24 protein-coding genes, 1 tRNA gene and 1 pseudogene are annotated in these 26,437 nt (G+C 66.3%); 11 read left to right on the forward strand and 15 right to left on the reverse strand.

What is annotated here, in order from left to right; genetic code table 11:
• A partial coding sequence (locus tag U5775_RS36355; RefSeq protein WP_322062969.1) for an ABC transporter permease subunit occupies positions 1–1,132 on the forward strand: 1,132 nt, incomplete at its 5' end.
• A 30-nt stretch (positions 1,133–1,162) separates the two neighbouring features.
• A complete protein-coding gene (locus tag U5775_RS36360; protein WP_322062970.1) occupies positions 1,163–2,524 on the forward strand; it encodes a nitrate/sulfonate/bicarbonate ABC transporter ATP-binding protein in 1,362 nt (453 codons plus the stop codon).
• Positions 2,525–2,678: 154 nt separating this feature from the next.
• Here the strand turns inward: U5775_RS36360 and U5775_RS36365 are convergent, their stop codons facing one another.
• From U5775_RS36365 to U5775_RS36375, 3 genes are all read right to left on the reverse strand, one after another.
• On the reverse strand, positions 2,679–3,191 hold the full coding sequence (locus tag U5775_RS36365; RefSeq protein ID WP_322062992.1) for a hypothetical protein: 513 nt from the start codon (positions 3,189–3,191) through the stop codon (positions 2,679–2,681).
• A gap of 116 nt (positions 3,192–3,307) precedes the next feature.
• Positions 3,308–3,937: a hypothetical protein gene (locus tag U5775_RS36370; protein WP_322062971.1), complete on the reverse strand. Its 630-nt coding sequence runs from the start codon at positions 3,935–3,937 to the stop codon at positions 3,308–3,310.
• A 281-nt stretch (positions 3,938–4,218) separates the two neighbouring features.
• Positions 4,219–5,340, reverse strand: coding sequence for a sigma-54 dependent transcriptional regulator (locus tag U5775_RS36375; RefSeq protein ID WP_322062972.1), 1,122 nt, complete (start codon positions 5,338–5,340; stop codon positions 4,219–4,221).
• 559 nt (positions 5,341–5,899) lie between these two features.
• Between U5775_RS36375 and U5775_RS36380 the strand changes: the two genes are divergently transcribed.
• From U5775_RS36380 to otsA, 5 genes are all read left to right on the forward strand, one after another.
• The gene (locus U5775_RS36380; RefSeq protein ID WP_322062973.1) at positions 5,900–6,250 is read left to right on the forward strand and encodes a hypothetical protein; all 351 of its coding nucleotides are present in this window, start codon (positions 5,900–5,902) and stop codon (positions 6,248–6,250) included.
• A 405-nt stretch (positions 6,251–6,655) separates the two neighbouring features.
• Entirely contained in the window at positions 6,656–8,038 is a 1,383-nt protein-coding gene (locus U5775_RS36385) for a sigma-54 dependent transcriptional regulator (protein WP_322062974.1), read from the forward strand.
• Between the two features lie 55 nt (positions 8,039–8,093).
• A complete protein-coding gene (locus U5775_RS36390; RefSeq protein WP_322062975.1) occupies positions 8,094–8,282 on the forward strand; it encodes a hypothetical protein in 189 nt (62 codons plus the stop codon).
• A gap of 133 nt (positions 8,283–8,415) precedes the next feature.
• Positions 8,416–8,670 (forward strand): hypothetical protein, encoded by a 255-nt coding sequence (locus U5775_RS36395; protein WP_322062976.1) that lies wholly within the window; start codon positions 8,416–8,418, stop codon positions 8,668–8,670.
• Positions 8,671–8,915: 245 nt separating this feature from the next.
• Positions 8,916–10,355 carry an alpha,alpha-trehalose-phosphate synthase (UDP-forming) gene (gene otsA, locus U5775_RS36400; protein WP_322062977.1) on the forward strand — a complete coding sequence of 480 codons (1,440 nt, stop codon included), beginning with the start codon at positions 8,916–8,918 and terminating at the stop codon, positions 10,353–10,355.
• Positions 10,356–10,616: 261 nt separating this feature from the next.
• Here otsA and U5775_RS36405 read toward each other — a convergent pair whose 3' ends face one another.
• From U5775_RS36405 to U5775_RS36445, 9 genes are all read right to left on the reverse strand, one after another.
• Positions 10,617–11,183 carry a glycine zipper domain-containing protein gene (locus U5775_RS36405; protein ID WP_322062978.1) on the reverse strand — a complete coding sequence of 189 codons (567 nt, stop codon included), beginning with the start codon at positions 11,181–11,183 and terminating at the stop codon, positions 10,617–10,619.
• A 207-nt stretch (positions 11,184–11,390) separates the two neighbouring features.
• Positions 11,391–12,830, reverse strand: coding sequence for an MFS transporter (locus U5775_RS36410; RefSeq protein WP_322062979.1), 1,440 nt, complete (start codon positions 12,828–12,830; stop codon positions 11,391–11,393).
• Between the two features lie 138 nt (positions 12,831–12,968).
• Positions 12,969–13,472, reverse strand: coding sequence for a YbhB/YbcL family Raf kinase inhibitor-like protein (locus U5775_RS36415; RefSeq protein ID WP_322062980.1), 504 nt, complete (start codon positions 13,470–13,472; stop codon positions 12,969–12,971).
• 194 nt (positions 13,473–13,666) lie between these two features.
• The gene (locus U5775_RS36420; RefSeq protein WP_322062981.1) at positions 13,667–14,116 is read right to left on the reverse strand and encodes a very short patch repair endonuclease; all 450 of its coding nucleotides are present in this window, start codon (positions 14,114–14,116) and stop codon (positions 13,667–13,669) included.
• 35 nt (positions 14,117–14,151) lie between these two features.
• Entirely contained in the window at positions 14,152–15,606 is a 1,455-nt protein-coding gene (gene dcm / locus U5775_RS36425; protein ID WP_322062982.1) for a DNA (cytosine-5-)-methyltransferase, read from the reverse strand.
• 166 nt (positions 15,607–15,772) lie between these two features.
• The gene (locus U5775_RS36430; RefSeq protein WP_322062983.1) at positions 15,773–16,072 is read right to left on the reverse strand and encodes a hypothetical protein; all 300 of its coding nucleotides are present in this window, start codon (positions 16,070–16,072) and stop codon (positions 15,773–15,775) included.
• A 373-nt stretch (positions 16,073–16,445) separates the two neighbouring features.
• The gene (locus tag U5775_RS36435) at positions 16,446–16,721 is read right to left on the reverse strand and encodes a hypothetical protein (RefSeq protein ID WP_322062984.1); all 276 of its coding nucleotides are present in this window, start codon (positions 16,719–16,721) and stop codon (positions 16,446–16,448) included.
• 70 nt (positions 16,722–16,791) lie between these two features.
• Positions 16,792–16,866, reverse strand: a tRNA-Arg gene (locus U5775_RS36440).
• 149 nt (positions 16,867–17,015) lie between these two features.
• Positions 17,016–17,198, reverse strand: coding sequence for a rubredoxin (locus U5775_RS36445; RefSeq protein ID WP_322062985.1), 183 nt, complete (start codon positions 17,196–17,198; stop codon positions 17,016–17,018).
• A gap of 264 nt (positions 17,199–17,462) precedes the next feature.
• On the opposite strand from U5775_RS36445, the gene U5775_RS36450 reads away from it, so the two are divergent.
• Complete coding sequence (locus tag U5775_RS36450; protein ID WP_322062986.1) at positions 17,463–19,391, forward strand: ATP-binding cassette domain-containing protein; 1,929 nt, start codon at positions 17,463–17,465, stop codon at positions 19,389–19,391.
• Positions 19,392–19,442: 51 nt separating this feature from the next.
• On the opposite strand, the gene U5775_RS36455 is transcribed toward U5775_RS36450, so the two are convergent.
• Both U5775_RS36455 and U5775_RS36460 read right to left on the reverse strand, forming a co-directional pair.
• Complete coding sequence (locus U5775_RS36455) at positions 19,443–19,796, reverse strand: DUF86 domain-containing protein (RefSeq protein WP_322062987.1); 354 nt, start codon at positions 19,794–19,796, stop codon at positions 19,443–19,445.
• Positions 19,793–20,083, reverse strand: coding sequence for a nucleotidyltransferase family protein (locus U5775_RS36460; RefSeq protein ID WP_322062988.1), 291 nt, complete (start codon positions 20,081–20,083; stop codon positions 19,793–19,795). The genes U5775_RS36455 and U5775_RS36460 overlap by 4 nt, the downstream gene beginning before the upstream one ends.
• A 342-nt stretch (positions 20,084–20,425) precedes the next feature.
• Between U5775_RS36460 and U5775_RS36465 the strand changes: the two genes are divergently transcribed.
• From U5775_RS36465 to U5775_RS36475, 3 genes are all read left to right on the forward strand, one after another.
• Positions 20,426–22,417, forward strand: a complete 1,992-nt coding sequence (locus tag U5775_RS36465) for a DNA topoisomerase IV subunit B (RefSeq protein WP_322062989.1) — start codon at positions 20,426–20,428, stop codon at positions 22,415–22,417.
• 48 nt (positions 22,418–22,465) lie between these two features.
• Positions 22,466–24,781 (forward strand): DNA topoisomerase IV subunit A, encoded by a 2,316-nt coding sequence (parC, locus tag U5775_RS36470; RefSeq protein WP_322062990.1) that lies wholly within the window; start codon positions 22,466–22,468, stop codon positions 24,779–24,781.
• 120 nt (positions 24,782–24,901) lie between these two features.
• A complete protein-coding gene (locus U5775_RS36475) occupies positions 24,902–25,360 on the forward strand; it encodes a CopD family protein (RefSeq protein WP_322062991.1) in 459 nt (152 codons plus the stop codon).
• A gap of 558 nt (positions 25,361–25,918) precedes the next feature.
• On the opposite strand, the pseudogene U5775_RS36480 reads toward U5775_RS36475, so the two are convergent.
• A pseudogene (locus U5775_RS36480) lies at positions 25,919–26,219 on the reverse strand (DUF6402 family protein); the annotation flags it as partial.
• Positions 26,220–26,437: the final 218 nt, after the last annotated feature.

Raw genomic sequence — 26,437 nt, forward strand, 5'->3', positions numbered from 1 at the left:
CGGCAACAACACGATCACGCTGCCCGGCGTGGGCGCCTATCTGGCGCAGGCCATCAGCGAAAAGAACCTCCACGCGATCGGCTGGGTCATTCTCGCGATGACCGTGGTGATTCTGGCCTACGACCAGTTCCTGTTTCGTCCGCTCGTGGCCTGGGCCGACAAATTCCGCATGGAAAACACCTCGTCGGGCGACGCGCCCGAGTCGTGGCTGCTCGACCTGATCCGCCGCACGCACTTGATTCATCAACTGCTCGTACCGCTCGGCTGGTGCTTCGCGAAGGCCGCGCGCGTGCCGTTGCGGCTGCCCGCCGCCTTGACCTCGTTGACGGCCTTGCCCACGGTGCAGCGCGCGGCGGCCGGTCCCGCGCGCCGCGCCGGCGTGCGCTCGAAGATCGGCGACATCGTCTGGGCCGTGCTCGTGATCGCGCTCACGGTGTACGTGGTCTGGCGCGTGGTGGCCTTCGTGCGCACCGGCGTCACGCTCGACGAAGTCGGCCATGTGCTCGTGCTCGGCCTCATCACGCTGCTGCGCGTGCTGCTGCTGATCGCGATTGCCTCGGTGATCTGGGTGCCGCTCGGCGTGCTGATCGGCCTGCGTCCCGCGCTCGCCGAGAAGATCCAGCCGCTCGCGCAGTTCCTCGCCGCGTTCCCGGCGAACCTGCTGTTCCCGGTGTTCGTGATCGCGATCGTGCGCTTCCATCTCAATCCTGACATCTGGCTGTCACCGCTGATCGTGCTCGGCACCCAGTGGTATATCCTGTTCAACGTGATCGCGGGCGCCACCGCCTATCCGAACGACTACAAGGAAGCGGCAAAGAATTTCCGCATCCGCGGCTGGCAGTGGTGGCGCCAGGCGATGCTGCCGGGCATCTTCCCGTACTACGTCACGGGCGCGATCACCGCCTCGGGCGGCGCGTGGAACGCGAGCATCGTGTCCGAGTTCGTGCAGTGGGGCGACACCAAGGTCGCCGCGCACGGCCTCGGCGCCTATATCGCGCAAATGACCGCCGCCGGCGACTATCCGAAGATCATTCTCGGCATTGCCGTGATGTCGCTGTTCGTCACGCTGTTCAATCGCGTGCTCTGGCGCCCCCTCTACACGTACGCGGAGTCGCGGCTGCGGCTCGACTGACCGAATAATCGAAGGCTCGAAGGTAAAGCGATGCAAAACCCCAAGACCCTAAGCACCACCCTCAGCACTGCGCATGGCGACGCGCAGACGGTTCCCAACCCGCCGCGCCTCGGCGAGGAAATCCTGCGCGTGCAGAACGTGTGCCGGGGTTTCAACAAGACCCAGGGCGAACTGCTCGTGCTCGACGACGCCAATCTGTCGCTGCGCGAAGGCGAGATCGTCGGGCTGCTCGGCCGCTCCGGCTCGGGCAAGTCCACGCTGCTGCGCATCATCTCGGGGCTGATCTCCCCGACCTCGGGCGAGGTCACCTGGCGCGGCAAGCCGCTCGAAGGGCCCGCCGAAGGCGTGGCGATGGTGTTCCAGACCTTCGCGCTGTTTCCGTGGCTCACGGTGCTGCAGAACGTGGAAGCCGGCCTCGAAGCGCAGGGCGTGGGCGCGCGCGAGCGCCGCGAGCGTGCGCTTGCCGCGATCGACCTGATCGGTCTGGACGGCTTCGAGAACGCCTATCCGCGTGAACTCTCGGGCGGCATGCGCCAGCGCGTGGGTTTCGCGCGCGCGCTCGTCGTGGACCCGATGCTGATGCTGATGGACGAACCGTTCTCGGCGCTCGACGTGCTGACCGCCGAAACGCTGCGTACCGACTTGCTCGATCTCTGGACCCAGGGGCGCCTGCCGATCAAGTCGGTGCTGATCGTCACGCACAACATCGAGGAAGCGGTGTTCATGTGCGACCGCATTCTGGTTTTGTCGTCGAATCCGGGGCGCGTGGTGGCCGAGATCAAGGTGCCGTTCAAGCATCCGCGCAACCGTCTGGACCCGGCGTTCCGCAAGCTCGTCGACGACATCTACGCGAAGATGACCGCGCGTCAGACCGACGAGACCACGAAGAAGGGGCTCGAGCTCGGCAGCTGGCTGCCGCGCGTGTCGACCAACCTGATGGCCGGTCTGATCGAGACGCTGGCGGCCGCGCCGTATCACGGCCGCGCCGACATGCCGGAAATCGCGCGTTCGCTGCACCTCGAGGTGGACGATCTGTTCCCGATCGCCGAAGTGCTCCAGAACCTCGGTTTCGCCGACGTGCGCGAAGGCGATGTGCTGCTCACGCCGCCCGCGCGCGTGTTCGCGGAATTCGGCACGCAGGAGCGCAAGATGATGTTCGCCGAGCATCTGCTGCGCCACGTGCCGCTCGCCGCGCGGATCAAGAAAGTGCTCAACGAGCGCCCCGGCCATCGCGCGCCGCGCGTGCGCTTCGAGCAGGAGCTCGAGGACTTCCTTTCGGACGGCGCCGCGGAAGAGACGCTCGATACCGTGATCGACTGGGGCCGTTATGGCGAGATCTTCTCGTACAACGACCAGTCGGAGATCTTCAGCCTCGAAGACGTGGAGTCCTGATCGCCTGAGGCTTGCGGCGGCGCGCGGTGAGGTGCTGCTGCGCGTCGTGGTCTGTCATGCAAAAACGGTCGCCTCGGCGACCGTTTTTTTGTGCAATTTTTGGCGCCGCTGAAGGCGCGCTCGCGACGAGCGGCGAACTCGATGCAGCCCCGCGCTATTGCAACGTGCCCCAGCGCTCCACGGCCGGCTCGGCGCTTGCCCACTTCCAGCCGCTCTCGTCGCGGCACGTGCTGGCCGTGTACCACTGCTCGGGCGCGTTGGCGGCGTCGCCGTCCTGCACCGAGAACACGAATTCCTTGCACAGCGCGAGCGCCGAAGCGAACGCGCGCGTCACGCGCACCTGGCCGTGACCGTTCTCGACCGGCAGCGTGTGCTTGATGCGCCAGGTGTCGGTGCCGCCCACGGGCAGGCGTCCGGCCGTCTCGGCGATCATTTCCTGCTGGTCGGCGTGCATGCCCTTCATGAAGCGGTTGACGGCCTCGTCGGTGACCGCCTGCACCGCAATGCCCACGCCCACGCCCACGGCCGGATTGGCCGTCACGATGCCGGTGGCGGCGGCCGCGGCCGCGCCGCTGGCCGCGCCGATCGACGAGCAGCCGCTCGACGCAAGCGCGACGCCCGCGCACAGCGCAGCGAGCGCGACGACGCGCGCCGCAGAGCGCGGCATGGTGCGCGTCGCCAAGCGCCGCCCCGCGACGTGCGGCTGCGCGTTGGGCGCGGCGAGCGTATCGCAACCGCCCGGCGCATCGCGGCCGCCAGGCGCGGCGAATTCGTTCGCGCCGCTCATTGCAGCGCGCCCCAGCGATCGGTTGCCGGTTCCGCCGACGCCCATTTCCACGTCTGGCCGTCGAGGCAGACGGAGGCCACGTAGAACGCGCTGGAGGCCGGCTTGTCCTTGGTCGCGTCCTGATCGACCGAGAACACGATCTCCTTGCAGTCGAGCGCGCCACTGCTGATCGTGCGGCTCACGGTCACGCGGCCGTGCGCGTCTTCTTCGATGGGAAACGAGTGGGTGATGGACCAGGGCGCCACGCCGCCCACGTCGAGCGGGCCGGCTGCCTTCGCGATGCTGTCCTGGGTGTTGCGGTGGACCACGCGCTCCGAATACTGCACGCCGGCTTTCGCGGCGGCCACGGCGCCGAGGCCGATGCCGGTGGCGACCGCCGCGTTGTTCGTCACCTTCGAGGCGATCGCCGCGCCCGCGATGCCGGCGCCCGTTTGCGCGCCCTCGGAGTAGAGCGAACTGCACGCGGAGCAGGCGAGACTCGCGACGGCGGCGAGCAGCGTGAGCGACGCGGTGCGCCGCCAGCGCGCGCCCGAAGCGAGAGACCGGGACAGCGCCGCAACGGCCGAAGGCGCGATTCGCGGAGCCGGCGTTGGCGCATTGCACGCCGGAGCACTTCGTTCTTGCATGTCATTTCCCTGCCACTTGCGACTGAAAGCGCGACTGAAGGCCTCGCTGCGCGGGCCTCCAACACGTTTTGGTGCTGCGGATTGTGCAGGATGCTCCATACAAAAGGGATAGGGAAAATGCAAGAAATTGCAAAACGTCGTGCACTGCTTGCGCTTACGTGGTTGCGGATACCCCCTTTTTGTGCATTTTCTATGCCCGCGTGCGCCTGGCGCCGGCACATGTTTTTCAGCGCCAATGTGCCAGCACCAATGTGCCGACACGTTCATGCCGGCGTGCGTCCTCAACCCGCGTCGCGGGCGTCGAGGTCGCCGTCGCCTTCGTCGGGCAAGCCGGGGTCACCGTCCTCGGTGCCGTAGCTGCCGAGCCGGTTATAGAGCGTTTTCAGGCTCACGCCGAGCGTGCGCGCCGCGAGGCGCTTGTCGCCGCCGCAGTACTTGAGCGTGCCGAGGATGATCTGCTTTTGCGCGTCGGCGAGCGGCGTGCCGATCCACACGCTCATCGCGTCGCCTTGCGTGACGGGCTTCTTCACGCGCGGCACGAGTTGCGGATGGGCGATTTCGACCGTCTTCTCGGCGAGGATGAATGCGCGGTACACGGCGTTCTTGAGCTCGCGCACGTTGCCGGGCCACGACCAGTTGCGCACGGTTTCGAGCGCGCGCTTGCTGAAGACTTTCTGCGTGCCGCTTTCGTCGTTGAGCTCGGTGAGAAAAAGCTGGGCGAGCAGTTCGCGGTCGCGCTCGCGCTCGCGCAACGGCGGCGCGCGCAGCGGGAACACGGCGAGCCGATACATCAGATCCTCGCGCAGCGCGTTCTCCTTCACGGCCACCACGGGATCGCGATTGGTGGCCGCGATGATGCGCACGTCGCCGCGTATCGCCTCGTTGCTGCCGACCGGGTAGTACTCGCCGGTTTCGAGCGCGCGCAGCAGCTTGACCTGATGCAGCAGCGACATCTCGGTGACTTCGTCGAGAAAGAGTGTGCCGCCGCGCGCGTGCTCGAAGTGGCCGTCGCGCGCCTGCAAGGCGCCCGTGAAGCTGCCTTTCTCGTGGCCGAAGAGCTCGGCTTCGATCAGATCGTCGGGAATCGCGCCGCAGTTCACGGCGATGAACGGGCCGTCGCGGCGCATGCTCTGGTCGTGGATCGTGCGCGCCACGAGCTCCTTGCCCGTGCCCGATTCGCCCACGATCAGCGCCGTGGCGTCGGTGATCGACACGCGCTCGATCTGCTCGTAAAGGTCCTGCATGATCGCCGACGAGCCGTACAGCAAGCCGTACGACTGCAAGCCCGCGACGCGCGGGCCGGGGGGCTGGCTGCGGCGCGTTTCGTTGCCTTTCTCGTGGCGCCCTTCGGCGCGCTCATCGTCTCGTTCGGCGGCGGGCGAGCCCGGCTCGATTGACGCCATAGCGTAGTCGTCCTGCAAATTGGGGTGTGTGGCCAGAAGCCGGAAAACGCGTCGCCTGTTGCGGATGCGACGCGCAGGGGCAAGGCCCGGGACGGAGCCGGCAAGCCAGCCTTGCCGTACCGCGAGCGGTCCTGGCGGCTCGCTGACAGGCCAAGCTGCCGGCGGACCTTGCGGACTGTCCTCTCAGGCCCATCCTGACGTGCCGTCCTCACAGTCCGTCCAGGACTAGCGCGGACGATGCCGCGCCGACGGCCTCGGAATCTCCATCTCGTAAACATTTAACCACTGCCGCGCATGGCAGGGCAATGGACGTGGCCGCTTTGCGCGCGAACTGCCACGCCTTCGGCGGCCATTCGCGGCCGCGCGGCGCCTTTGCGTGGCACGTATCGTGCTGTGCAACTCCGGTTCGCGCAAGGCGTCTACGCCAAGGCGGACGGTTATTCGGCCCGCTGGGCCTCAGCATGCGAGTAGCTTGTGACCGGCCCGTGGCACGGGGACTGCGTGCCGCATCTGCGACGCGTGCGAACCGCTTCGCTGGCGACGAAATTGGGAGAGTGCGATGGCGAAAAACAAACCTGGACTGATTGGGACGCTGTTTGCGATGGGCGCGCTTGGCGCGACGGCCGGCATGCTGGCCTGGCGCTGGTCGCAGCGGCATCGCCTGCAGCGACAGAGCTTCCACCGCGATCTGAGCCGCTGGGAAGGCGAGGGTGGCGCACTGGCCGAGAGCGGCACGCTCGCGGCCGATGCAGCCGTCGCCGACGGCGCCGCAGGGATGGCCGATACGGCAAGCCCAGCGCGCACAGTGAGCGACGCGGCGGCCGCAGCCGTCAATGGCGCGCCGGACGATGCACCGACCGGCGCGTGGCCGTTTCCGCACAGCAACGGAGATCCGGCAACGCGACACTGAGGCCGCCCCGGCCAATTTGGAGCGCCTGGAGCGCTACACGAGCGCATGCGCGACGCATCCGCGTGAGGTGTTGCGCGCTGCGCCGCGCCACTCGGGACGTGCCGCAGCGTACTGCGAAACAAACGTGCGCAAGGCTATCTCGATTAAGTCTATAATAGTGATATCCACAACAATCGAGGTTCGGGCTGCGTTCTGGCCGCGGTATTGTTGCGTTGATGCAGCTAAAACCGCTCGTTCGCCGTCCTGGGCGCCCCGACCGTTTCGTACTCCCCTGCGCGCGACAGCCTGCGCCGCGAAGCCCGCGGCGCCGACTCGTGTTGCCTCGCGGCCCGCCTATGTTGCGGCGCCGCGCCGGTTGTCCGTTGCGCATGGGAGCCACACATCTTTCAGGGCTGACGAGACGCGATGCCACATGTATTGATTGTCGATGACGATGCGCAAACCCGCGAAGCACTCGCCGCCGTGGTGGCCGAAGACGGGCTCACCACCGCGCAGGCAGGCGACCTGCGCGAGGCGCGCATCCAGCTGATCCGGCAGATGCCGGACGTCGTCTTCACCGACCTGAAGCTGCCCGACGGCAGCGGCACGGATCTCTTCCAGGACCTCGACCCGCGCTCGGGCGTGGAGCTCGTCGTCATCACCGGGCACGCGAGCGTGGAGACGGCCGTCGACGCGCTCAAGTCCGGCGCCATCGACTACCTGGTCAAGCCGATCAACCTGCAGCGCGTGAAGGCGATTCTCAACCGCCTGCCGCGCGCGGGCGACCTCAAAGCCGAAATCGGCACACTGCGCGGCGAGCTGCGCCGCATGGGGCGCTTCGGCCTCATGCTGGGCAATTCGCCGGCGATGCAGGAGGTCTACGACCAGATCAGCCGCGTCGCGGTCACGCCCGCGTCGGTCATGCTCGTGGGCGAGTCGGGCACCGGCAAGGAAGTGGCCGCCCAGACCATCCATCAGCTGAGCCTGCGCCGCAAGCATGAATTCCTCGCCGTGAACTGCGGCGCGATTTCGCCGAACCTGATCGAATCGGAAATGTTCGGCCACGAGCGCGGCTCGTTCACGGGCGCGGACCGTCAGCACAAAGGCTATTTCGAGCGCGCGAACGGCGGCACGCTGTTCCTCGACGAGATCACCGAAATGCCGATCGAGCTTCAGGTGAAGCTGCTGCGCGTGCTCGAAACGGGCATGTTCATGCGCGTGGGCACGACCAAGGAGATCGAGACCGACGTGCGGCTGATTGCGGCGACCAACCGAGACCCGGAGCAGGCCGTCGAGGAGGGCAAGCTGCGCCTCGACCTCTATCACCGGCTCAACGTGTTCCCGATCAGCCTGCCGCCGCTGCGCGAGCGCGGCAAGGACGTGGAGCTGCTGGCCCAGGCCTTCCTCGACGAGCTCAACGAGCGGCACGGCACGAAGAAGCAGTTCCCCGCGGCCGTGCGCGAGATGCTGGCCGGGTATCCGTGGCCGGGCAACGTGCGGGAGCTGAAGAACTACGTGCAGCGCGCGCACATCATGTCGGGCACCGAAGGCGATCTCACGGCCGCGGTGCCGCTGCAGATCTCGATTTCGAAGCCCGTGGCGGGCACGGCCGTGACGATCCCGTTCGGCACCTCGCTCGCCGATGCCGACCGTCAACTGATACTCGCGACGCTCGAGCAGTGCGGCGGCGTGAAAACGCGCGCCGCGGAAATTCTCGGCATCAGCCTGAAGACGCTTTATAACCGGCTCGTCGAGTACGGCAACGAGGGCGGCAAGGGCGGCGAGACGGCCGCGCGCATCGCGGGCTGAGTGTGCTGGTACGGGGTTTGTGACTTGCTCTGCAGAACCACCCGAGGAGCAACCGATGCTGAGCTACCGATACCCCGATCCGGCCAGTCCTTTGCGCGTCCAGCCCTGGCTCGCGCATACGCCGCAGCCCGACGATCCCCCGCCCAACGAACCGGACAGGCCCGACGTGCCGCCCATCGGCGATCCGCCGCCCGATCCCGGCGAAGCGCCGCGCTCCGAGGGGCCGCCGCAACAGGTTCGATGACGCTCGTGCTTTTTATGTACGAGTTACAAACGCTTCGCCATTTTTACCGGCATTTTCACGCGACGGCCCCTAGACTATAGACACACCGCCGCCCCGCCGCCGGTTTGCGGCCCCGGCCGCTGGAGGCATCGAGATGAGACACCCCGCATTGCGCCGTTCCGCCCGTTACACGGGCAAGCGCGGCCCGCGCGACGCAGAGCACAAGGGCGACGCCGCCGCCAATCCGTCCGCCAATCCGTCTTCCGCTTCTTCCGGCTATACACCGGACCCCGCCGGACAGAACCGTCCGGCGCCCGGCGTGCCGCCCGATGGCGAACACAACCAGGGCGGCGCGCGTGCGGAAGGTCTCGACTATCAGCGCGATCTGGGGTCCGAACAGGACGCCTGATCCGCCCCAGCGCCCGCGTGACGGGCGCTGCGCCGCGCACCAGATCGCCGCAAGCCGTATCGAAAACCGTCTTTTGAGGACGCGATGGAACCGGTTCGAGCCGGGCCACCGCGCGGATTCTGCTCGCGTCTGCCGCGCGAGCCCGGTATCAGCCCGATAGCGTTCGGGTTCCAGGGAGGCACGACTCTTGCATTCCCTGTCGATGCACCGTCCCCGGACCCAACGAAACAGGAGGTATACCCGTAATGGGCAGACTGATCGTGGTATCGAATCGCGTTGCACCGACTCAGGAAGGACGTCCGGCCGCAGGCGGGCTGGCAGTCGGCGTACTCGACGCGCTGAAGGAAACCGGAGGCGTATGGTTTGGCTGGAGCGGCGAGACCGTGACGGAGCAGGCGGCGCCGGTCATCGAGCAGCAGGGCAGCGTCACCTACGCGACGGTGGGACTTACCCGGCGCGACTATGACCAGTACTACAAGGGCTTCTCGAATACGACGCTCTGGCCGACGTTCCACTACCGCAACGACCTCGCGCGCTACGAGCGCCAGGAATACGGCGGCTATCTGCGCGTGAACGCGACGCTCGCGCGCCAGCTACAGCCGCTGATCCAGCCCGACGACATCATCTGGGTGCACGACTATCACCTGATCCCGTTCGCGCGCAGCCTGCGCGAGCTCGGCGTGAAGAACCCGATCGGCTTTTTCCTGCATATTCCGCTGCCGGTGCCCGAGGTCATGCGCTCGGTGCCGCCGCACCAGGAACTGATGCGCTTCATGTGCGATTACGACGTGATCGGCTTCCAGACCGACGCTGACCGCCAGGCGTTTCTCGACTACATCGAGCGTGGCGGTCACGGCACGTCGAGCGAGGACGGCATGGTCCACGCGTGGGACCGCTTCCTGAAGGTGGGCGCCTACCCGATCGGCATCTATCCCGATGCGATCGCGAAGTCGTCGGTGCAGTTCTCCGACCGCAAGCCGGTGCGCAGCCTGCGCGACGCGATGCGCGGGCGCAAGCTCATCATGAGCGTCGACCGTCTCGACTATTCGAAGGGGCTCGCCGAGCGCTTCCAGGCGTTCGAGCGCATGCTGCAGAACGGGCCAGGCTGGCATGGCCGCGTCTCGCTGCTGCAGATCGCGCCGCCGACGCGTTCCGACGTGCAGACCTATCAGACGATCCGCCGCAATCTCGAAGGCGAGGCCGGCCGCATCAACGGGCGCTTCGCGCAGCTCGACTGGACGCCGATCCAGTACCTGAACCGCAAGTACGAGCGCGAACTGCTGATGGCGTTGTTCCGCCAGGCGCAAGTGGGTTACGTGGCGCCGTTGCGCGACGGCATGAATCTCGTGGCGAAGGAATACGTCGCATCGCAGAACCCCGAGGATCCGGGCGTGCTGGTGCTCTCGCAGTTTGCGGGCGCGGCCGAGCAACTGCCGGGCGCGCTCGTCGTGAATCCCTACGACCTGAACCAGACCGCCGAGGCGCTCGAACGCGCGCTCTCGATGCCGCACGCGGAGCGTCAGTCGCGTTACGAGGACATGATGGCTTCGCTGCGCGAGAACAATCTCTCGGTGTGGCGCGATACCTTCCTCGCCGATCTGCGCAGCGTGGCGACGGCGGCCTCGGTCACCGCAAAGGCGCGCAGCGCGGCGCCCGCGAAGGCGGCGACGAGCAAGGCAAGTTAAGCGCGAGCAAGGCGATTCGGGCGCGGCTCGAAGCCGCGCCTGCGGCGCGCTGCGGTGCAGGGGAAGCACGCCGCCGTATCAGATCGACAGATCGACGGGGGAATTGACGGCTGAAATGGGCCGGTGAAAAACAGACGGCTGAAGATGGCCGATGCAACACACGGTGCAACCCACGGCGGCTTTCGAGCCGCCGTTTTTTTGCGCGCGCGGGATATAAACCGGCGCGCGGGCGCGGCCGGTTTCGGTGCCTTCAGGCCGCTTTCAGGCCTGCTGCGCGCCCGCCTGGCCGTATGGCGTAGGCGCCTGGGTCGGGTCAAAGTCGGCCCAATGACCGCCGTGCCATTGGCCCGAGGCGCGCTCGACATCATTGGCGCCGGCTTCGCGCAAGACTTCCGCGGCCGTTGCCTGATTCTCGGCGCTCACGTGGACCGCGAGCAGCACGCCCGACTGCCGTGTTTCGCGATGCACGCGCTCCTCGTGCTCGGCCCGGCGCTGCCAGCCCGCGCCGATGCGCGCACCGATCCACGCGCCCACGGCCGCCGCGATCACGGTGGACGGCAGCGACGCCAGCAGCAGCGCGCCGAACAGCACGATGCCCACCACGGCGCCCGCCGCCGCGCCCATCGCGATATGGCGTTTGCGGTGCTCGGTGTTGAAATGCGCGGCGTCGAAATGCGCGTGGTGTGGCGTGGGATGCGCGTGCTGTCCGCGCGGATTGACGAAAAACAGGTTGACGTCTTCTTCGACGAAACCGCGCGCGAACAGCTTTTCGGCAACGGCTTCGGCGGCGGGGAAGGTCGTGAACCGGCCAGCGACGATCAGAGACATGGGAATCCCCCTTTGCAAGGTTGACTCACCTGGAGAGCGGCGCCACGCCACGCCGGCGGATGCCGGGGGCCGGACGCCGTAAACCCATGTTAGTGCATGTGCGTGCCGCTGACGGATTAACGGCCGGCTGCGCGAGTCGGGCAGTGGGTCGGGCCGCGAGTCGGGCGCGCGAGTCCGGTGTGCATACTGCGCCGGGAAGCCCGCGCGCTATCCCCTCGCGGGCGCGCCGCGCCGCGGCACGAGCCGCAGCAGGCTCACCACCGACGCGAGCGCCGCGAAAGCGGTCGCCACGTAGAGCGCCACGGTCGGCCCATGCTGCGGCGCCACGCCGAAGATCAGCGCGACCAGCGCGGCGCCGAGCGTCTGTCCGGTGAGCCGCGCGGTGCCGAGCATGCCGCTCGCGCCGCCGCTGCGCTCGCGCGGCGCGGAGGACAGAATCTGCCGGTTGTTGGGCGACTGGAAGATGCCGAACCCCGCGCCGCACAACGCCATGCGCCAGCCGATCTCGACCACGGTGGGCTGCGCGTGGAGCGTGGCCAGCGAAATGAGCCCGAGCGCGAACAGCGCGAGGCCCACCCCGCCGAGGATGCCGGCGGGATAGCGGTCGGACAGCACGCCCGAGAGCGGCGCGGCGCCGATGATCACGAGCGGCCAGGGCGTCATGAGCAGCCCCGTCTGCACCTGCGAAAAGCCGAAGGTCTCCTGCAGCATGAACGGCAGCGCGACGAAGGCGAGCATCTGCGCGCAGAACGAGCAGATCGAGGTGCTGATCGACAGCGCGAACACCGGATTGGCGAGCAGATCGACGGGCAGGAGCGGCGCGGGCTGCGTGAGCTGGCGCCGCACGAAGAACCAGCCGATCACGAGCGCGAGCGCGAATTCGAGCGCGACCCACGCGCGGCCCTCGCCGTGGCCGAGGCCGTCGACCGCGAAGATCAGGAGCCCGAACACGATTGCGTTGAGCACGGCGCTCAGCAGATCGTAGGGGGCCGGGTGCCGTTCGTTGACGGGCAGCGCGCGCAGGCCCAGCACGAGCGCGGCGATGCCGATCGGCACATTGATCGCGAAGAGCCACGGCCACGAGGCGATGGCGAGCACGCCCGAGGCGAGCGTCGGGCCGACCGCCGAGGCGATCGCCACCACCATCGCGTTGATGGCGATGCCGCGCCCGAGCTGCGCGCGCGGATAGATCATGCGCACGAGCGCGGTGTTCACGCTCATGATGCCCGCGCCGCCGAAGCCCTGAATCGTGCGCGCGACCGCGAGCGTCGGCAGCGAAGTCGAGAGCGCGCAGCCGAGCGAGGCCAGCGTGAAGAGCGCCATGCCCCAGAGGTAGACGCGCCGGTAGCCGATGCGGTCGCCGAGCGAGGCGAGCGGCAGCAGCGAGATCGTCACCGAAAGCTGGTACGAGTTGACGATCCAGATCGAGCTCGCGGGGCTCGCATTGAGGTGATGCGCGATGGTCGGCAGCGCGACGTTGGCGATCGCGCCGTCGAGCACGGCGAGCGTGATGCCGAGCGCGACCACGAGGATCGCGTAATAGCGCTGCGGGAAGGGCAGTCCGGTCTCGAGGTCGTCGGCGGGATCGACAGGATCGGCGGAACCGGCGGGATCGGCGCGCGAGGTAGAAAGCGTGGATGTGGGCATCGATCAGAGGGGCGGCGCGCGTGAAGCCCGCGCACCGCCAGGTGCGTTTGTTGTTGTGCGTGCGCGGCGCGTGCCTGCCTGCGGACTACATCCCGATTGCATCCGTTGCGCGGCGCGGCCTGCGCACGCAAGCTGCCGTTACTTCAGTTCGTAGAGCCCGACATAGGTGGTCGAATCCACCTCGTTCAGGTGCGTCATGAAGCGCGCGACCGCGTTGGTGGTTTCCGGCGTGACCGGCAGTTGCGCCACCTTCAGCGCATGGATGCGGAAGATGTAGCGGTGCGGCTTGTCCCCGCGCGGCGGCGCGGCGCCGCCGAAGCCGACCGTGCCGTAGTCGTTGCGGACCTGCACGGCGCCTTGCGGCAGCAGGCTGCCGTCGGCCTTGCCCGCGTTGCGCGCGAGCGAGCGTACATCGGGCGGAATGTTGACGACGACCCAGTGCCAGAAGCCGCTGCCCGTGGGCGCGTCGGGGTCGTAGACGGTGAGCGCGAAGCTTTGCGTGTCGGCGGGCGGGGCGTCCCACTGCAGCGCGGGCGAGACGTTGTCGCCGTCGACGCCGAAAGCACGATCGTCGAACTCCTGCGCCTTCGGCATGAAGCCGTTACTCGGAAAGTCGTCGGACCAGAGTCGAAAATCAGCCATCGGTTGCCTCCTTCTCGTTCAGTTCTGAATTGGATGCGGCGGGCGTCACACGGCGGGCGCGACCCGTCGGGCACCATGCGGTGGGAACGGCATTGCAGGCGCGGCCGACAGTCGATCCAGTTTATCACTGCGGGGCGCGGCGCTTTGGCCACAAGGCACCACAGCAAATCCCGCGCCGACGATTTAGATGCGGCTCAGGCGCGCGCCTCGAACCAGGCGCTCGCCGAGTCTTCGAGCCAGAGCGCGAGCCGATCGACGACGGCCTGCGGGTCCTGTGCCGCCCCGCGCAGCGCGCATTCCCAGATCACGGCCACGCGCCAGCCCTGGGCCGCGAGCGCGGCGAGGGCCTTGGCGTCGTTGGTGCGGTTGCGCGCGATCTTGGCGCGCCAGAACTCCGGCCGCGTGGCCGGCCACTTGAAGAGCGCGCATTGATGGCCGTGCCAGAAGCAGCCGTGCACGAACACCACGGCGCGATAGCGGGGCAGCACGATGTCGGGGCGTCCCGGCAGCTCGCGCACGTCGAGGCGAAAGCGGAAGCCGCGCCGATGCAGCAGGCTGCGCACCAGCATTTCGGGCTTCGTGTTGCGCCCGCGGATGCCCGACATCATCCGGCTGCGCGTGGCGGTGTCGACGACGTCGACCATGGTGTGTTTTTTAGCGGTTCGTCGGCGCTGGCTCTTCAGGCCGGCGCGGTGACGGGCGACGCGCAAGGAGACGCGGCGCTCGCGGCGAGCGGGGCTGCTTGGGGTGCTTGCTCCGCGCCCGCCGTGTCGACTACTTGCTCCCGCGCACTAACGCCGCGCTCGCCGGCCCGCCGCTTTGCCCCCGCGCGCGTGCCGGATGGCGTGGCCGCGCGCGAGCGGGCCAGCGCCGCATCGAGATGCGGCATCATCGTGCGCGCCACTTCGCGCATCACCGGCATCACGACGCTATTGCCGAACTGGCGATACGCCTGGGTGTCGCTCACGGGAATGCGGAAGGTGTCGGGAAAGCCCATCAGGCGCGCGCACTCGCGCGGCGTGAGGCGGCGCGGGCGCAGCCCTTCGCCCTGATGCACGAGAATTTCGCTGCCGTCCTTGTGATAGCGCGCGGAGAGCGTGCGCGTGACGCTCTCGGGAAACGCGAGGCCGTAGCCAAAGCCGTTGCCGGCCGCGCGATGTTTCTCGGCGTATTGCTGCAGATAGGCCCAGAGACCCGGCGTGAGCGTGTATTTCGGCTGCACGCGGCGCGCCGCGTGGTCGAAGAAGCGCTCGCCGTCCCACGGCAGGATGGGCTCGCTGCCGTCGGTGCGATGCAGGACCGCAGCGAGACGCGGGCCTTCCTCGGGCAGCCCGAGCGCATCCCACGTGAACGGCGCGGGCTCGCGAAAGCCGACGATGATGATGCGCTCGCGATGCTGCGGCGTGAAATGGCGTCCGTCGATCACGCGATAGTGCACGTCGTAGCCGAGCTCGTCGCGCAGCACCTGGAGGATCACGTCGAAGGTGCGGCCGTGGTCGTGCGAAAGCAGGTTCTTGACGTTCTCGAGCAGGAAGGCGGCGGGCCGCTTCTCGGCGATGATGCGCGCGACGTCGAAAAAGAGCGTGCCTTGCGTCGTGCACTCGAACCCGTGCGGACGCCCGAGCGCGTTTTTCTTCGAGACCCCCGCGATCGAGAACGGCTGGCACGGGAAGCCCGCAAGCAGCACGTCGTGATCGGGCACCTCGGCGGCCGGAAATTCGACGATGTCGCCGACGAACGCATGACCTTCGCCGTCCTTCTGCGCGTAGTTCTCCAGATAGGTCTTCTTCGAGAACGGATTCCATTCGCTCGTCATGACGCAGGCGCCGCCATGGGCCTCGAAGCCCATGCGAATGCCGCCGATGCCCGCGAACAGATCGACGAAGCGAAAACGCGGGGCAGGCGACCCTGCGGCGCTCGCGCCTGGCTCCGCGCTGCGCAAGAGCTCGCGCAGCGCCGCTTCGAGCATGGCGGGGCACGGCGTTTCGCCTTTTTCCCAACGGCGCACGGTCTTGACGTCCTTGCCGACGTGGGCGGCGATCTGCTGCTGCGTGAAGCGCTGGCGTGCCTGCTGGAGCAGGTCTCGCGAATGGGCCGGGTGCACGAAGTCCTCTCTGGGTATTTTGGCGGACATTATGACCGATGGTCGACCCCCGGCACCAGGAATTCCGTGCGGCGCGGAGCTAGATGCGAAGGCGAGGCGCCTGTGAACGGGGGGAGCGGCACGAATGGCACGAATGGCGCGAACGGCCCGCATTGGCGCGCACGATGGTCGCGACGCCCGCGAGAGCGGGCGCGGCTCAGCGGCCCGCGGCGCGGCCGATGACGTGCTTCGCGCGCGCGGCTGCCGCCGTGGCGGCGTTCAATTCGTGCAGGTCGATCTGGATCAGCAGGCTGTCGATATCGGCGAGCTGGCCTTTATTGACGTGCCCGGTATCGAGCAGCCGGTGCAGGCGCTTGCGCCAGTAGGAGGCGGGGAGGATCGGACCGCCGAGATCGCCCGAGAGCGAAAGCGGCATGACGCGGCGAATGTGGGCGATGTCCTGGTCGATGAGACTCGACATCAGGTGGCCGGCCGGGAGGGGACGCAGGGTGTCCATGCAGGGTGATTACGGCAGCTCCGTCCCCGACTTTAGGGCCGGGCGGCTCCATGTTTACCCGCAGTTGGATGCGTTGCAGTTGGGCTCAACGCAGCAGAAGCATGGTCATCGACGAAACGACGACGGTGGTGAGTGCCGCGATGAGCGCGAATACGTAGGGTGAGGTCATGGTGCTGGTCTCGTCTGGTTTTGTGCTGGAGACCATCGTAGGCGACGCCGGCGTCCGTGAAGGTTAACAATTGACAAGTCCGTGTGACCTGCCCGGCGCAACGGCCTGCGCCGTCCGGAAGCCCGCGGCGGGCACCGGTTCGCGCGGCTGCAGCGCACCGGGGCGCCGAGGCTCCCAACCTTCCCGCGACCTCGCGCGGACGGTTTATTCCGCCGGGTCGGCGGGCGCGGGCGCCGGACCTTGCGCGGCGCCTTCGAGGAAGCGGCGCGTGGCTTCGAACGAACTGAGCATCTGCTCGGGCCACGGCGTTTGCAGCATGACCGCCTGATGATTTTCGAACGCCGACGACAGCAGCTTGACGAGCTCCGGCGAACTCAGATGACGCAGCAGGACGCTCACGGCGATGGCGGTGGCCTGGCTGGCGCCGGCAGTCTGCAGTTCGGAATGGGTGAGCGCGGCGAGTTGCTTGTTGATGTCCATGCGGGATCTGCCTGGAGTGAGGATGTTGCGAGGCGCGGAGCGCGGTGAAGCGGGGGTGGGTGCGGGCGGCTGGTCCCCCTGGCAGGAATCGAACCTGCATCTAGCGCTTAGGAGGCACTTGTTCTATCCATTGAACTACAGGGAGCCGTCAAATCCGCTGCGAGGGAGCGCGAGCTCCCACTCCGTCAGACCGCCATGTTTCCCAAGTCACCCGTCATGGCGCGGAGTCTATGCAGGCGCAAGAGTATAGCAAACGTGATCGTCCTGGAAAACGTCACCGCTGCGCGCGGCGCTTCAGAACTCCACGACGACGAAATCGGCCTTGCCCACGTCGCACAGCGGGCAGCGCCAGTCTTCGGGGATGTCCGCGAAACGCGTGCCTGCCGCGATGCCTTCGTCGGGCAAACCTTCTTCTTCGTTATAGACCCAGCCGCAGATCAGGCAGACCCAGCTTTTATATTCGATCACTTCGCTCACAACTCACCTTCCGTTCCAGTTCGACGCGATTCTCCGCAGATCGTCGCCTGCGGATTTGCCCGCCCTATTTTTCCTGTGGCCCCTTTTAGCTCAGCGGTTTCGTTGAGCCGGGGCGGCGGGCGAGCCGCGATGTTACCGGAAAACGGCAGCCTGGCCGCGCACCGAACACCACGGCAACGTCGAGACAAGGGGTCAGGGAAGCGCACCCCATGCGCCCCGGTACAATACGCGCTTGCTCTCCAACGCAGGCAACGCTCTCCATTCATGTCGCTTTACACCATCACCGGCGCGCAACTCGCGTTCGGCCACGTCGCGCTGCTCGACCACGCCGACTTTTCGCTCGAAGCCGGCGAGCGCGTCGGCCTGATCGGCCGTAACGGCGCGGGCAAGTCGTCGCTGCTCACGATCGTCGCCGACCTCGCGAGGCCCGACGACGGCCTCGTCACGCGCCAGCAGGATCTCTCGACCGTCTACGTGCCGCAGGAGCCCGATTTCGACGCCGATGCCACCGTGTTCGACGCCGTCGCCTCGGGGCTCGAACACGTGCGCGCGCTGCTCGACGAATTCGACGCGGTCGCGCACCAGCTCGCGGACACGCCCGAAGGCGCGCAGCACGACGCGCTGCTCGCGCGCATGAACGCGCTGCAATCGTCGCTCGATCACGCCGACGGCTGGAACTGGCGCACGCGCGTCGCGACCACGCTTGCGCAGATCGGCCTCGAAGGCGATGTGCGAGTGGGCGCGCTCTCGGGCGGCATGCAAAAGCGCGTGGCGCTCGCACGCGCGCTCGTCGTGCAGCCCGACGTGCTGCTGCTCGACGAGCCGACCAACCATCTCGACTTCGACGGCATCCGCTGGCTCGAAGAACTGCTCGTCACGCAGCGCTCGAGCCTGCTCTTCATCACCCACGACCGGGCGTTCCTCGACCGCGTGGCCACGCGCATCGTCGAGCTCGACCGCGGCAAGCTGCTCTCGTATCCGGGCAACTTTACGCAGTACCAGGAGCGCAAGGCGCAGCAGCTCGAAGTCGAGCGCGTCGAGAACGAGAAGTTCGACAAGCTGCTCGCACAGGAAGAAGTGTGGATCCGCAAGGGCGTGGAGGCGCGCCGCACGCGCAGCGTCGGGCGCATCGCGCGGCTCGTGCAGATGCGCCACGAGCGCGAAGAGCGCCGCAACGTGCAGGGCAACGTGAAGCTCGACGTCGCGCAGGGCGAGAAGTCGGGCAAGATCGTCGCGGAGCTCACCGACGTCGTGAAGCGCTACGGCGACCGAACGATCGTCGATAACTTCACGGGCACGGTGATGCGCGGCGACAAGATCGGCTTCATCGGTCCGAACGGCGCGGGCAAGACCACGCTGCTGAAGCTGATCCTCGGCGAGCTGAAGCCCGACGAGGGCACGGTGCGCGTGGGCACGAACCTGCAGGTGGCGTATTTCGACCAGATGCGCGCGCAGCTCGACCTCGAAAAGAGCCTCGCCGATACCATCAGCCCCGGCAGCGACTGGGTCGAGATCAACGGCGCGAAGAAGCACGTGATGAGCTATCTTGGCGACTTCCTGTTCGCGCCCGAGCGTGCGCGCTCGCCCGTGAAGTCGCTCTCGGGCGGCGAGCGCAATCGCCTGCTGCTCGCGCGCCTCTTTGCGCGCCCCGCGAACGTGCTGGTGCTCGACGAGCCGACCAACGACCTCGACATCCCCACGCTCGAACTGCTCGAAGAACTGCTGACCGACTATGACGGCACCGTGCTGCTGGTGAGCCACGACCGCGCGTTCCTCGACAACGTGGTCACTTCGGTGATCGCGTCCGAAGGCGAGGGGAAGTGGCGCGAGTACGTGGGCGGCTTCACCGACTGGCAGACCCAGAGCGCCCGCGCGCAGGAGATCGCCGAGGCGCGCGCGCCGAAGGAGGCGGGGCCTGTGGCGGCCGCGCCGAAGGAGAGCGCGGCGGGCCGCAACGCGCAGCGCACCGTGAAGCTCTCGTTCAAGGAGCAGCGCGAGCTCGAAGAGCTGCCCAAGCGTATCGAGGCGCTGGAGACGGAGCAGAAGACCATCGGCGCGAAGATCGAGGACGGCTCGATTTTTGCGAAGGATGCGCAGGAGGGCGCAAGGCTCACCGAGCGCTATGCCGCGATCGACGAGGAACTGCTGGTTGCGCTGGAGCGCTGGGAAGAGCTGGAGAGCAAGCGCAAGTGAGGTGATGCGCTTGTAGAGGCGGAGGAAGGCGGCCTGATGAGGGCCGCTTTTTTATGCGCGCTTCAGGCAGCGGAGGTTGCGTTCGAGCTCGGGCAAGTCGCGCTGAACTGTGACCCAGATCGTGTTGGCGTTGATGGCGAAGTAGCCGTGCGAAATGCGGTTGCGCATGGAGTACATGTCTTCCCACGGGATTTCGGGATGGGAGGCGGCGAAGGCCGGATCACCGAGCATGACGTTGCGTGATGCTTCGCCGAGGACTTCAAGGTTGCGCACGACGGCGTCAATGGCTATTCGAGTCGATCCGAACGTTTCCAGCGAAAGCGGTGCAACGTATTCCTGGATGCAGGCAATGGCTTTGAGCATGTGCTCGATGTAATCCGCTGTCCGCAAGTCGCTTTTTTTCATACCGGGATCGCCTCGATCATCACGCGGTTGCGTACGCGTTCTGGCAGATCGGTGGGCGTACATACGTCCACCGGTACACCGAGCAGTGTCTCGAGTCGTGACTGGATGCGCGCAATGTCGAGCAGCGATAGCTCAGGCGTCGGATCGACGAGCAAATCGAGATCGCTGTCATCTTCGTCTTCTTCGCGCGCCGATGAGCCAAACACGCGCACGTTCGTCGCATGATGGCTCGCAACGATCTGCCTGATTTCGGCGCGATGGGCGCGCAAGGCTTCGGACGGTTTCATGACAGCTCCACGTTCTCAAACGGTGCAACAAGCCGGTTGGTTTGGCGGCGGCGCGCTCCCCGCCACCCGCGGCTTATTCTACGCGACTCCCCCACCTCGCCACCCCTCGGCCGAACGGCCGACCCCTTTCCAAATTGCCGCGCAGGCCCAAATCAGTACAATACCTCGCGAATCGGAGCGACTCGCGCGGGCGCGCGCCGGCTTGGGGCGGTTTGCCCTGGCGCTGCGCAGCGCGCCCAGCCCGTTGTTTCGTCACGGTTTTTTTGAACACTCAACGCGTTGTCCCCGCAGATGTCCACAGCAGATGTGGATATCTACGGGGACAACCCCCCGCGGATCACCATGTCAACGAAGAAGTCAAACGCTGCAAACGCTGGATATAGCGAAGCGTCGATCAAGGTGCTCAAGGGCCTCGAGCCCGTCCGGCAACGGCCGGGCATGTACACGCGCACCGAGAATCCGCTGCACATCATCCAGGAAGTCATCGACAACGCGTCCGATGAAGCGCTCGGCGGCTACGGCCGCCGCATCACCGTCACGCTGCACGCCGACCATTCGGTCTCCGTTGAGGACGACGGCCGCGGCATTCCGTTCGGCCTGCATCCCGACGAGAAGGTGCCCGTCGTCGAGATCGTGTTCACGCGCCTGCACGCGGGCGGCAAGTTCGACAAGGCCGCCGGCGGCGCCTACACGTTCTCGGGCGGCTTGCACGGCGTGGGCGTCTCGGTCACCAATGCGCTCTCGAAGCGGCTGGATGTGACCGTCTGGCGCGACGGCAAGGTCGCCGAAATCGGCTTCTCGGACGGCAACGTCGTCAAGCCGCTCACCACGCGCAACGCCGCGCGCGACGAGAAGAAGACCGGCACGCGCGTGACCGCCTGGGCCGATCCGAAATACTTCGACTCGCCCAATCTGCCGCTCGGCGAGCTGCAGCGCCTGTTGCGCTCGAAGGCGGTGCTGCTGCCCGGCGTCGAGGTCGAGCTCGTCAACGAGAAGACCGGCGAGCGCCTTTCGTGGAAGTACGAAGACGGCCTGCGCGGCTATCTGCTCGAAGGCATGGGCGGCAGCGACCTGCTGATCCCGCTCTTCGAAGGCGAGCGCTACGCCGACGCACGCACGACCGACGACACCTTCGCCGAAGGCGAGGGCGCCGCCTGGGTCGTGGCGTGGAGCGAGGAGGGCTCGCTCACGCGCGAGTCCTACGTGAACCTGATCCCGACGCCCGCGGGCGGCACGCACGAAAGCGGCCTGCGCGACGGTCTGTTCCAGGCCGTGAAGAGCTTCGTCGAATTGCACAATCTTCAGCCCAAAGGCGTGAAGCTCCTGCCCGAGGACGTGTTTGCGCGCGTCTCGTTCGTGCTCTCGGCGAAGGTGCTCGACCCGCAGTTCCAGGGGCAGATCAAGGAGCGCCTGAACAGCCGCGACGCCGTGAAGCTCGTGTCCTCGTTCTCGCGTCCGGCTCTGGAGCTGTGGCTCAACCAGCACGTCGAGCACGGCAAAAAGCTCGCCGATCTCGTCATCAAGCAGGCCCAGGCGCGCACGCGCGCGGGTCAGAAGGTCGAGAAGCGCAAGAGCTCGGGCGTGGCCGTGCTGCCCGGCAAGCTGACCGACTGCGAAGCCACCGACATCGCGCGCAACGAACTGTTCCTCGTCGAGGGCGATTCGGCGGGCGGCTCCGCGAAGATGGGCCGCGACAAGGAATATCAGGCGATCCTGCCGTTGCGCGGCAAGGTGCTCAACACGTGGGAGACCGAGCGCGATCGCCTGTTCGCCAACAACGAAGTGCACGACATCTCGGTGGCGATCGGCGTCGATCCGCACAGTCCCGACGACACGGTCGATCTCTCGAACCTGCGCTACGGCAAGATCTGCATTCTCTCGGACGCGGACGTCGATGGTTCGCACATCCAGGTATTGCTGCTCACGCTTTTCTTCAAGCACTTCCCGCAGCTGATCGAGCGCGGCCACGTGTTCGTGGCGCGTCCGCCGCTGTTCCGCGTCGATGCGCCTGCGCGCGGCAAGAAGCCCGCGCAGAAGCTCTACGCGCTCGACGAAGGCGAGCTCGAAGCGATCCTCGACAAGCTGCGCAAGGACGGCGTGCGCGAGACGCAATGGACCATCAGCCGCTTCAAGGGCCTTGGCGAAATGAGCGCCGAGCAGCTCTGGGACACGACGATGAACCCGGACACGCGGCGCCTGTCGCCCATCGCGCTCGGCGACCTCGATTACGAGGCCACCGTCGCGCGCATGACCATGCTGATGGGCAAGGGCGAAGCGGCCTCGCGGCGCTCGTGGCTCGAAGAGAAGGGCAACGAAGTCGAAGCGGATATCTGACGCGAACATCGCGCGCACGCCCACACAAGATTACGGATTGATTGAAACATGGACGATCTCTTTGCTGAAGTGACCGACGCGCCGAACGGCGACACGCTCACGCTCGGCCACTACGCGGAACGCGCGTACCTCGACTACGCGGTGAGCGTGGTGAAGGGCCGCGCGCTGCCCGACGTCTGCGACGGCCAGAAACCGGTGCAGCGACGCATTCTCTTCGCGATGAACGAGATGGGTCTCGGCGACAACGCCAAGCCCGTGAAGTCGGCGCGCGTGGTCGGTGACGTGCTCGGTAAATATCACCCGCACGGCGACCAGTCGGCGTACGACGCGCTCGTGCGTCTCGCGCAGGACTTTTCGATGCGCTACCCGCTCATCGACGGCCAGGGCAATTTCGGCTCGCGCGACGGCGACGGCGCGGCGGCCATGCGCTACACCGAAGCGCGTCTCACGCCCATCGCGAAGCTCCTGCTCGACGAAATCGACATGGGCACCGTCGATTTCATGCCGAACTACGACGGCTCGTTCCAGGAGCCGAAGACGCTGCCCGCGCGCCTGCCGATGCTGCTGCTCAACGGCGCATCGGGCATCGCGGTCGGTCTCGCCACGGAAATTCCCTCGCATAACCTGCGCGAAGTCGCGTCCGCGGCTGTGGCAATGATCCGGAATCCGAAGCTTTCGCACGCCGAGATCATGGAGCGCCTGCCGGGGCCCGATTTCCCGGGCGGCGGCCAGATTATTTCGAGCGAAGCGGAAATCGCGGCGGCCTATGAAACGGGCCGTGGCAGCTTGAAGGTGCGCGCGCGCTGGAAGATCGAGGATCTCGCGCGCGGCCAGTGGCAGCTCGTGGTCACCGAGCTGCCGCCGAACACCTCGGGCCAGAAGGTGCTCGAAGAGATCGAGGAGCTCACCAACCCCAAGCTCAAGCTCGGCAAGAAGACGCTCACGCCCGAGCAGTTGCAGAGCAAGCAGTCGATGCTCGCGCTGCTCGACGCCGTGCGCGACGAGTCGGGCAAGGACGCGCCCGTGCGTCTCGTGTTCGAGCCGAAGACGAGCAAGATCGATCAGGGCGAGTTCGTCAATTCGCTGCTCGCCAACACGAGCCTCGAATCGAACGCATCCCTGAACCTCGTGATGATCGGTGCCGATGGACGTCCGCGCCAGAAGGGCATCAGCGAGATTCTCGGCGAGTGGATCGGCTTCCGCTTCGCGACGGTCACGCGCCGCACTAAATACCGCTTGACCAGGGTCGACGACCGCATCCACATCCTCGAAGGGCGGATGATCGTCTTCCTCAATATCGACGAGGTCATCCGCATCATCCGTGAGTCGGACGAGCCCAAGAGCGCGCTGATGAGCGCGTTCGGGCTGTCCGCCGCCCAAGCCGAGGACATCCTCGAAATCCGTCTGCGCCAGTTGGCGCGGCTGGAAAAGATCAAGATCGAGAAGGAGCTCGCCGAGCTGCGCGAGGAGAAGGCGAAGCTCGAGGAGCTGCTCGCGAACGAGTCGTCGATGAAGCGGCTCATCGTGAAGGAGATCGAAGCCGATGCGAAGCAGTACGGCGACGACCGCCGCACGCTGATCCAGCAGGAAAAGCGCGCGAGCTTCGAAGTGCGCGTGGTGGACGAACCGGTCACGGTGGTGGTGTCGCAAAAGGGCTGGGTGCGCTCGCTCAAGGGCCACGGGCTCGATGCGCAAAGCTTCACGTTCAAGGCCGGCGACGGGCTCTACGCGGCATTCCAGTGCCGCACGCCCGACACGCTGATCGCGTGGGGCAGCAACGGGCGCGTCTATTCGGTGTCGATCGCGCAATTGCCGGGCGGTCGCGGCGACGGCGTGCCAGTCACCTCGCTCATCGAGCTCGAGGCGGGCACGCATCTGCTCCATTACTTCGCGGCGAACGCGGAACAGCCACTGCTGCTCGCGTCGAGCAACGGTTTTGGCTTCATCGCGAAGATCGGCGACATGGTGAGCCGCGTGAAGGCCGGCAAGGCGTTCATGACGATCGACGAGGGCTGCGTGCCGCTCGCGCCCATGCCGATGCTGCCCAATGCGATCCAGGTCGCGTGCCTTTCGTCGGGCGGCCGCCTGCTTGTGTTCGGCATCGACGAGATGAAGACGCTCTCGGGCGGCGGGCGCGGCGTCACGCTGATGCAGCTCGACGAGAAGGAAAAGCTCGTGCAGGCGCTCGCGATTCCCGCGGCGGGCGTGGTGCTGGTGGGCACGGGCCGCGGCGGCAAGGCCGGCGAGGACCTGATGGCCGGCGCGGTGCTGGCGCCGCAGATCGGCAAGCGTGCGCGCAAGGGCCGCGCGCCGGATTCGAAGCTCAAGGTCGTCACGGGCATGCGTCCGGTGTTGCCGCAATAAGTGCTTCGCTGCCGATAAAGACGTAACGAAGTGCGCATATCCGGCGCGAATCGTCGCATGGCATGAAATAATGCCGCGCAACACGGTTCGCGCCTTTTTTACGTTCAAGGAATTTCAAGTATGGGTCACGCGATCGAAATCGCGCTCTTTCTGCATCTGCTGGGCGTTGCCGTCTGGGTGGGCGGCATGGTGTTCGCGCACTTCTGCCTGCGCCCGGCGCTCGAAGACCTCTCGCCGCAACTGCGGCTGCCGCTCGTGGAGTCGGTGTTCAGCCGCTTCTTCAACTGGGTGGGCATCTCCGTGATCGTGATCCTGCTCTCCGGCGGTTTCCTGCTGATGCAGTTCGGCGGCGGTCACGCGACCTGGCAACTGCACGCCATGGCCGGCCTCGGCGTGGTCATGATGCTGATCTTCGGCCATATCCGCTTCGCCGTGTTTCCGCGCATCCGCCGCGCGGTGCAGGCGCAGAAGTGGCCCGACGGCGCGCGCGCCGTGGGCACCGTGCGCCGGCTCGTGATCGTCAATCTCGTGCTGGGCGTCGTGACGATTGGCGTTGCGGTGATGTCGCGCGGGTTCTAGTGCCAAAGGGTTGTTGCGACAGCAATTCGCTCCGCAGCATTGCGGAGCGAATCAGCGCTTTTTAAGCGACCTTCGCACACGCTTCCGACTGGCCCGCCGGCCGTGAACGGAGAACTACGCTGACTCGAAGAAAACTTCTGTCGCGTGGCGTATGCGTGCCGATGTCGACAAAAGCGCCTTCGGGCCATCAGGGAAGTTTTGCGCGCAATCGATCGCGCCAGTTCGGCGGAATATCAATTCCCGCGTTAGATCCTTTAAACAGAACGGCACTTTCGTCGGGCATGAATTCAGGTGCGCCACCGTCCATCGAATCAAAGTCAGTTCGAGCGAGTAGCGCGCCGCTGTTCGCGTCGTACAATCTCCCCACATAGTATTCAACGCTTCCGTTCCCGCCTGTAACGCACGACTGGGCGCGGTACAAACGACTTTGCGACGTCACGTTGATACATTCCGTCGCGGTCTTTCGACTCACGGCGTCGGACGCGTATTCCCATACGGCGATGAGGAGCAAAGCGCACACGACGATTGTGCTCACGCGCCTGAAGCGGAGGCGCACTGTCATTTCCTCACCCAGAATTTGATACTCGGGCCAAGCTTCACAACCCGATAATCCGAGAACACGACCATATCACCACCCGAGTCATGGGTATTTTGCCACCGTCGAAAGTCGCTGTTGTGGACGGGCCAGAATGTGCGCCCATACGGACCTTCGGGTTGAATGATGTAGTTGCTCCAACTACCCCAATTTGCTCGCTGCAACATATCCTTCGGGAACAAGACAAATTCCATCTCTGTTCCAGTGTCCGAGATACTGCGATCCGCCTTCTTTCGCGTCGTCGTAAAACGAATAGGGATTCTTGAATCTCAGTGATTTCAAAGCGGTCTTGAATAGTCAGGCTGCGTGGTCCCAGTGTCACGCCGGGAAAATTGTCATCGCAATCGACACGGCAAGCTTTATCCATGTGCTCCCGCCATTCTCCGTTGCTCGGCGTATAAACAGTCAATTCCTGTGCGCTCATGAAACTCGCTCCGATTTGATGAAGAGAATTTTTCTTATCATGTAGCGACCAGCGCAAT

Origin of the sequence: Paraburkholderia sp. J63, assembly GCF_905220245.1 — a bacterium.
GTDB lineage: Bacteria > Pseudomonadota > Gammaproteobacteria > Burkholderiales > Burkholderiaceae > Paraburkholderia.